Source organism: Streptomyces sp. NPDC058231 (assembly GCF_042882275.1).
Lineage (GTDB): Bacteria > Actinomycetota > Actinomycetes > Streptomycetales > Streptomycetaceae > Streptomyces.
The window spans coordinates 172,837-180,347 of sequence record NZ_JBHVWN010000001.1; the positions used below are offsets into that span (position 1 = coordinate 172,837).

Annotated in this window: 6 protein-coding genes; 4 read left to right on the forward strand and 2 right to left on the reverse strand. The window is 70.1% G+C overall.

What is annotated here, in order from left to right; translation table 11 throughout:
• Nucleotides 1-13 precede the first annotated feature (13 nt).
• Complete coding sequence (locus tag ACFVXE_RS00685; protein ID WP_389667776.1) at nucleotides 14-970, reverse strand: beta-ketoacyl-ACP synthase III; 957 nt, start codon at nucleotides 968-970, stop codon at nucleotides 14-16.
• Nucleotides 971-1,315: 345 nt separating this feature from the next.
• Between ACFVXE_RS00685 and fdhD the strand changes: the two genes are divergently transcribed.
• A complete protein-coding gene (fdhD, locus tag ACFVXE_RS00690) occupies nucleotides 1,316-2,164 on the forward strand; it encodes a formate dehydrogenase accessory sulfurtransferase FdhD (protein ID WP_389667778.1) in 849 nt (282 codons plus the stop codon).
• Nucleotides 2,165-2,220: 56 nt separating this feature from the next.
• Here fdhD and ACFVXE_RS00695 read toward each other — a convergent pair whose 3' ends face one another.
• Entirely contained in the window at nucleotides 2,221-3,246 is a 1,026-nt protein-coding gene (locus ACFVXE_RS00695; protein ID WP_389667779.1) for a bile acid:sodium symporter family protein, read from the reverse strand.
• Between the two features lie 116 nt (nucleotides 3,247-3,362).
• Between ACFVXE_RS00695 and ACFVXE_RS00700 the strand changes: the two genes are divergently transcribed.
• The 3 genes from ACFVXE_RS00700 to ACFVXE_RS00710 all read left to right on the forward strand — a co-directional run bounded on the left by ACFVXE_RS00700 (nucleotide 3,363) and on the right by ACFVXE_RS00710 (nucleotide 7,389).
• Nucleotides 3,363-4,265 (forward strand): LysR substrate-binding domain-containing protein, encoded by a 903-nt coding sequence (locus ACFVXE_RS00700; protein ID WP_389667781.1) that lies wholly within the window; start codon nucleotides 3,363-3,365, stop codon nucleotides 4,263-4,265.
• Nucleotides 4,266-4,601: 336 nt separating this feature from the next.
• Nucleotides 4,602-6,401 (forward strand): AMP-dependent synthetase/ligase, encoded by a 1,800-nt coding sequence (locus ACFVXE_RS00705; RefSeq protein ID WP_389667783.1) that lies wholly within the window; start codon nucleotides 4,602-4,604, stop codon nucleotides 6,399-6,401.
• Nucleotides 6,402-6,552: 151 nt separating this feature from the next.
• Complete coding sequence (locus tag ACFVXE_RS00710) at nucleotides 6,553-7,389, forward strand: aldo/keto reductase (RefSeq protein WP_389667785.1); 837 nt, start codon at nucleotides 6,553-6,555, stop codon at nucleotides 7,387-7,389.
• Nucleotides 7,390-7,511 lie beyond the last annotated feature (122 nt).

Below are 7,511 nucleotides of genomic sequence, written 5' to 3' on the forward strand. Positions count from 1 at the left end.
GAGCGCAATGGAGTCAAGGACAGCGGATCACCTGCCCCGCGTACGAGAGGTTTCCGCCGAACCCGAAAAGCAGCGCCGGGGCACCGCTGTCGACCTCGCCGCGTTCCACCAGCTTGGACAGGGCCATGGGGATCGAAGCGGCGGACGTATTGCCGGAATCCACGACATCCCGGGCGATGACCGCGTTGACCGCACCGATCTTCCTGGCGACCGGTTCGATGATCCGCAAATTGGCCTGATGCAGGACCACCGCGGCGAGATCCTCGGGAGCGACGCCTGCCTTTTCGCACACCTTGCGCGCGATCGGCGGCAGTTGGGTGGTGGCCCAGCGGTAGACGGACTGCCCCTCCTGCGCGAAGCGCGGCGGCGTGCCTTCGATACGCACCGCGCGGCCCATTTCCGGTACCGACCCCCAGAGCACCGGACCGATCCCCGGCGCGGAACCTTCCCCGCCCGCCGGGTCCGCGACCACGACCGCCGCGCCGGCGCCGTCGCCGAGCAGCACACAGGTGGAGCGGTCGGTCCAGTCGGCGATGTCGCCCATCTTGTCGGCGCCGATCACCAGAGCTCGGGTGGCGGCGCCCGCCCGGATGGCGTGGTCGGCGGTGGCAAGGGCGTGGGTGAAGCCGGAGCAGACCACGTTGATGTCCATCACGGCGGGCGACCCCATGCCGAGGCGGGCGGCGACCCGCGCCGACATGCTCGGCGAACGGTCGATCGCGGTGGAGGTCGCGACGAGGACGAGATCGATGTCGACGGGGAGCAGGCCGGCCGTGGCGAGGGCCTTCGCCGCCGCGTGCGCGGCCAGCTCGTCGACCGGCTCGTCGGGACCTCCCACGTGGCGGGTCTTGATCCCCACCCGACTGGTGATCCACTCGTCGCTGGTGTCGACCATCGCCGCCAGATCGTCGTTGGTGAGCACCTTGGCGGGCTGATAGTGGCCGAGCGCCACGACACGTGAGCCGGTCATGTACAGGTTCCCCTCGCTACGTATGGCAGGAACCATCCAGTCTTGGCCGCTACCGCCCGGTACGGGGGCACGTGATCCCACAGGATTACCCGCCGACGGTTGGAGGCTTGACGACACTCCCGAACGCCCGCGGCATACCGTAGACAATATGCGGTCGACCCGGAGCGGTCGGAACGCCTCCGCTCGTCGCACCCGGAGCGGAGCCGGCTGCACCGTCAGGCTCCATGTGCAGGACAATGAGACCGCCGAGGCCGACCCGTTGCACGACAGTCCGCTGCTCCCCGGGTCGCCTCCGCGTCAAGGGCCGGTCCGGCTTCCACCACGTACAGAATCGGGTTAACCGCCATGGGACGGGTCACCGAGCGCCGCCGCACCATCCGCATCCGGGACGGGGTGGTCTCCACGCGCCCCGACACTCTCGTGGCCGAGGAGCCCCTGGAGATCCGGCTGAACGGCAGGCCGCTGGCGATCACGATGCGCACCCCGGGCGACGACTTCGCCCTGGCGGCGGGTTTCCTGGTCAGCGAGGGCGTGATCGGCGACGGCTCCGAGGTGCAGTCGATCGTCTACTGCGCGGGGGCTACGGCGGACGGCGTGAACACGTACAACGTGGTGGATGTGAAGCTCGCGCCCGGTGTCGAGGTCCCCGACATCACGCTCGAACGCAATGTGTACACGACCTCGTCCTGCGGGCTCTGCGGCAAGGCGAGCCTGGACGCGGTCCGCACCACGACCCGGCACCCGATCGCCGATGCCCCTCCGCTCCGGGTCGAGCCCGCGCTGCTCTCGGTTCTCCCCGACCGGCTGCGCGAGGGGCAGCGGGTCTTCGACCGGACCGGGGGGCTGCACGCGGCGGCGCTGTTCTCCGAGACGGGTGAACTCATCGACATCCGGGAGGACGTCGGCCGGCACAACGCGGTCGACAAGCTCGTCGGCCGGGCCCTCACCGACGGCCGGCTGCCGCTGTCCCGGGCGATTCTGCTGGTGTCGGGACGGGCATCGTTCGAACTGGCCCAGAAAGCGGTGATGGCCGGAATCCCGGTGCTCGCCGCGGTCTCGGCGCCGTCCTCGCTCGCCGTGGACCTGGCGGCCGAGACCGGACTGACCCTGGTCGGGTTCCTGCGCGGCCCGTCCATGAACGTGTACGCGGGTGAGCACCGCATCGCCCTGGAGGCGCCGGTCGGCCGGGGCTGACGGAGCGGGCCGTGGCGCGGGCCCGGCCCGCGGAGCGCGCCCAGGGGCAGGCGTGGTCAGGCCACCGCGGCGGTCTCCCGCGACAGGGGGTCGCCCGCACGGTCGTCCTCAGGGTCGCGCGAGCGCCGCTTCGCGATCACCGCGCACACCATCAGCTGCATCTGGTGGAAGAGCATCAGGGGCAGCACGGCAAGGCTCGCGTGCGCCCCGAAGAGCACGCTGGCCATCGGCAGCCCGGATGCCAGGCTCTTCTTCGAACCGGCGAACTGGATGGCGATCCGGTCCCCCCGGTCGAAGCCGAGCCGCTTCGCTCCGTACCAGGTCAGCGAGAGCATCAGGGCGAGCAGGACCACTTCGGCGGCGAGCAGCGCACCGAGCCGGGCCGGGGTCACCTGGTGCCAGATGCCCGCGACCATGCCCTCGCTGAACGCGGTGTAGACGACCAGCAGGATCGATCCGCGGTCGACGTAGCCGAGGACCCTCTTGTTACGGGTGATGAAGCCGCCGATCCACCGGCGCAGCAGTTGTCCGGCGACGAACGGGAGCAACAGCTGGACCCCGATCTTCAGCAGGGCGTCCGCCGAGAACCCGCCGCCGCTGTTGCCCAGCAGTGCGGCGGCCAGCAGCGGGGTGAGGAAGATCCCGGCGATCGAGGAGAAGGATCCGGCGCATATCGCGGCGGGCACGTTGCCGCGGGCGATCGAGGTGAAGGCGATCGACGACTGGATGGTCGACGGGACGAGGCAGAGGAAGAGGAAACCGCTGTAGAGCTGAGGCGTCAGGACGTGCGGAACCAGCCCCTTGCCGGCCAGTCCCAGCAGCGGGAACGCGACGAACGTGCAGATCAGGACGGTGAGATGGAGCCGCCAGTGCTTCAGTCCGTCGAGCGCCTCGGCCGTCGAGAGGCGGGCGCCGTACAGGAAGAAGAGGAAGGCGACCGCTCCGGTCGAGGCGCCGCCCGCCACCTTCGCGGTGGCCCCGGACGCGGGCAGCAGCGCCGCGAACACGACGGTGCCGATCAGCGCCAGGATGTACGGGTCGATCGGCAGCCAGGACGGCAGCTTCAGTATGCGGCGGCTCATGTGCTCCACGTGTTCTCTCGTTCAGGTCATGCCCTTCCATCCTGAGGGCCGCCACAGCAATCGGGAATCCGGCATACCGCTCTCACTGTCATCACGGTTCACGATAGCCTGGGGCGATGTACGACCCGGCCCAGCTCCGCACCTTCCTCGCCGTCGCCCAGACCCTGAGTTTCACCCAGGCCGCCCGCCGCCTGGGGGTGCGGCAGTCCACGGTGAGCCAGCACGTCCGGCGGCTGGAGGACGCGACCGGCCGACAGCTGTTCACCCGGGACACGCACCGGGTCGACCTCACGGTGGACGGCGAGGCGATGCTCGGCTTCGCCCGGACGATTCTGCAGGCCCATGAGCGGGCCGCGGCGTTCTTCACGGGGACCCGGCTGCGCGGGCGGCTGCGGTTCGGGGCGTCCGAGGACTTCGTGCTGACCCGGTTGCCGGAGATTCTGGAGTCGTTCAGCCGCGACCACCCGGAGGTGGAGCTGCAGCTGACCGTGGAGTTGTCCGGCACACTGCACCAGCAGCTGGCGGCGGGGCACCTCGACCTCGTACTCGCCAAGCGGCGCACCGGCGACACACTCGGCGAGCTGGTCTGGCAGGACGCACTGACGTGGATCGGCGCACCGCATCTGCGGATCGACCCGGACCGCCCGGTGCCGCTGATCCTCTTCCCGCCGCCGGGCATCACCCGGGCGCGCGCCCTGGAGGTGCTGGAGGAGCACGGCCGGTCGTGGCGGGTCGCCTGTACGAGCACGAGCCTCAGCGGGCTGATCGCAGCGGCCCATGCCGGCCTCGGCGTGATGGCACACTCGCGCGGGCTCATCCCGCCGGGACTGGCGCCGGTCCCGGCCAGAGCGGGGCTGCCCGACCTCGGCGACGTGGATTTCGTCCTTCTGCACGGCCGCCGCCGGGACGCGGCCCAGGAGGCCGCGGACGCGCTCGCGGAGGCGATCCTGGCGGGCGGCGACCGGCTGATCCGCTCCATCGGCGGCATCGGCACGATCAGCAGCCGCGACGGTGCATGACCACACATCCGTACGGGGAGAATGGTCGAGCGGATCCGACCTCCGCGCCGGCGCGCAGAACCCGACAGGTCCGGACCAACGCCGCACACCGGCCGGAACGGGAGTGATCGAGGCGTACAGATTCGGTGGAGATTCCGGCGCGAGCTGCTTACTCCACCGTCAGAAGGATGCCCGAGCCTTGCCCATCTGGTCGGATATCTGTGGCTGACCTGTGCCCTTGGCATGCGTTCCGCTCGTTTCCGGGCTCTCCCGCCGCAGCGCCCGTTGAGGTAGCGTCACGGCGCTGTGCGGAGCGCCACGAGGAGCAGGTCATTGCGCGAGTTCACTGTCCCACCCATGGCGTCCGCGCCCCAGGTCGGCGGGCTGGCTGATGCCGTATTCGATTACGCGGAAGAGGATCCGCACCGGATCTCGCTGGGCCGGAAGGACGAGGAAGGACGCTGGCGCGACGTCACCGCGGCGGCCTTCCGCGACGAGGTGCTCGCGCTCGCCAAGGGGCTGATCGCCCACGGTGTCCGGTTCGGCGACCGGGTCGCCCTGATGTCCCGCACCCGCTACGAGTGGACGCTCTTCGACTTCGCGCTGTGGACGGTCGGCGCGCAGTCCGTGCCGATCTATCCCACCTCCTCGGCCGAGCAGGTCCTCTGGATGCTGCACGACGCCGAGGTGTCCGCCATCCTGGTCGAGCACGAGGACCATGCGATGACCGTCGCCTCGGTGATCGACCGGCTGCCGGGGCTGAGACAGCTGTGGCAGCTGGACGCCGACGCGGTGGCCGAGCTCGTCGACGCGGGCACCCATGTCGAGGACGAGGTGGTGCACCGGCACCGGCGGGCGGTGACACCCGATTCGGTGGCGACGATCATCTACACGTCGGGGACGACGGGCCGCCCCAAAGGCTGTGTGCTCACCCACGCCAACTTCATGTTCGAGACCGACACCATGGCCTCCGGCTGGGAGTCGGTCTTCCACTCCAAGCCGGGCGACGAGGCCGCGACACTGCTCTTCCTGCCGCTGGCCCACGTCTTCGGCCGGATGGTGGAGATCACGGCGATCCGCGGCCGGGTGAAGCTGGGCCATCAGCCGGAGCTGTCGGCGAAGGCGCTCATGCCGGACCTGGTGTCCTTCCGGCCCACGTTCATCCTGGCGGTGCCGTACATCTTCGAGAAGGTCTTCAACGGCGCACGTCGCAAGGCCGAGGCGGAGGGCAAGGTCGGGCCGTTCGACAAGGCCGTCGATGTCGCGGTGAGGTACGCGGAGGCGATGGAACACCGGGCGTTCGGCACCGGCGCCGGGCCCTCCGCCGCGCTGCGGATGCAGCACCAGTTCTTCGACAAGGTCGTGTACAAGAAGGTCCGCGACGCGATGGGCGGCCGGGTCCGGCACGCCATGTCCGGCGGGTCCGGGATGGAGCGGCGCCTCGGGCTCTTCTTCGAGGGCGCGGGCGTCACGGTGTACGAGGGGTACGGGCTGACCGAGACGACGGCGGCGGCCACCGCCAACCCGCCGGAGCGCACCCGGTACGGCACGGTCGGGCAGCCGATCCCCGGGAGCAGTGTGCACATCGCCGAGGACGGTGAGGTGTGGGTGTACGGCGGCAACGTGTTCGGCGGCTACCTGGGCGACCCGAAGGCCACCGACTCGGTACTGCACGACGGCTGGCTGGCCACCGGCGACCTGGGCGCACTCGACGAGGACGGCTATCTGACGATCACCGGGCGCAAGAAGGAGATCCTGGTGACGTCGGGCGGCAAGAGCGTGGCGCCGGCCGGACTGGAGGAGCGGGTGCGGGCGCATCCGCTGGTGGCCCAGTGCATCGTGGTCGGCAACGACCGGCCCTACATCGCGGCGTTGGTGACCGTGGACCAGGAGTCCGTCGAGCACTGGCTCTCCATGCAGGGGCGGTCGCCGATGAACTCGGCCGAGCTGGTGCGGGACCCCGATCTGGAGATGGAGGTCCGGCGGGCGGTGGTGGCCGCCAATACGGCGGTCTCGCAGGCCGAGTCGATCCGTACATTCCGGATCCTGGCCCACCAGTTCACCGAGGAGCACGGCATGCTGACCCCGTCGCTGAAGCTGAAGCGGAAGGCGATCGAGACGGCGTACGCGATCGAGGTGGACGCGCTGTACCGCTGAGCCGCGGCAGTGCAGCCTTCCGCGTCAGCTCTGTGCCGGTCCTGGGCGGAGCAGGTGACAACCTGCTGAACGGCCGGCCGGCGGGAATGCATCACGATCCCTGATCGTTGACCATGGGAATACCAACCGACGACGTAAGGATCGACTGCTCGTGAGCCAGGTCCCCTCCATCACCCTCAACAACGGCGTCGAGATGCCGCAGCTCGGTTTCGGCGTCTGGCAGGTGCCGGACAACGAGGCCGCGAAGGCGGTCGCGACGGCCATCGAGTCCGGGTACCGGAGCATCGACACTGCCGCGATCTACGGGAACGAGGAGGGCACCGGCAAGGCCGTCGCCGCCTCCGGTGTCCCCCGCGAAGAGCTCTTCGTCACCACCAAGCTGTGGAACGCCGACCAGGGCTACGACTCGACGATGCGCGCCTTCGACGCCTCGCTGGACAAGCTGGGGCTCGACTACGTCGACCTGTACCTGATCCACTGGCCGGTGCCTGCCAAGGACGCGTACACCGACACGTACAAGGCGTTCGAGAAGATCTACGCCGACGGCCGAGCCAAGGCCATCGGTGTCTCCAACTTCCTGCCGGAGCACCTGGAACGCCTGCTCGGCGAGACCTCCGTGGTTCCGGTGATCAACCAGATCGAGCTGCACCCGCAGCTCCAGCAGGCCGAGTCGCGCGCCTTCCACGCGAAGCACGGCATCGCGACCGAGGCGTGGTCCCCGCTGGGTCAGGGCAAGGGCCTGCTGGAGGTTCCGACGGTCGTCGCGATCGCCCAGAAGCACGGCCGGACGCCCGCGCAGGCGGTGCTCCGCTGGCACATCCAGACGGGGAACGTGGTCATCCCCAAGTCCGTGACGCCTTCACGGATCGCGGAGAACATCGATGTGTTCGGCTTCGAACTGGACGCCGACGACCTGGCCGCGTTCGCGGCGCTGGACGAGGGCAAGCGCATCGGCCCGAACCCGGGTGAGTTCAACCTCGGCGCCTGAGCCGGCCACCGGCACGACCGGAATGCGTGCGGCCGCCGCCCCGCGTCCCCCCCGGCGGGGGGCGCCCGGGGTGGGTGTGCCCCCGGGACCCCCCCCCGCCGCGGGGGCGCCCCCCCCGGCGG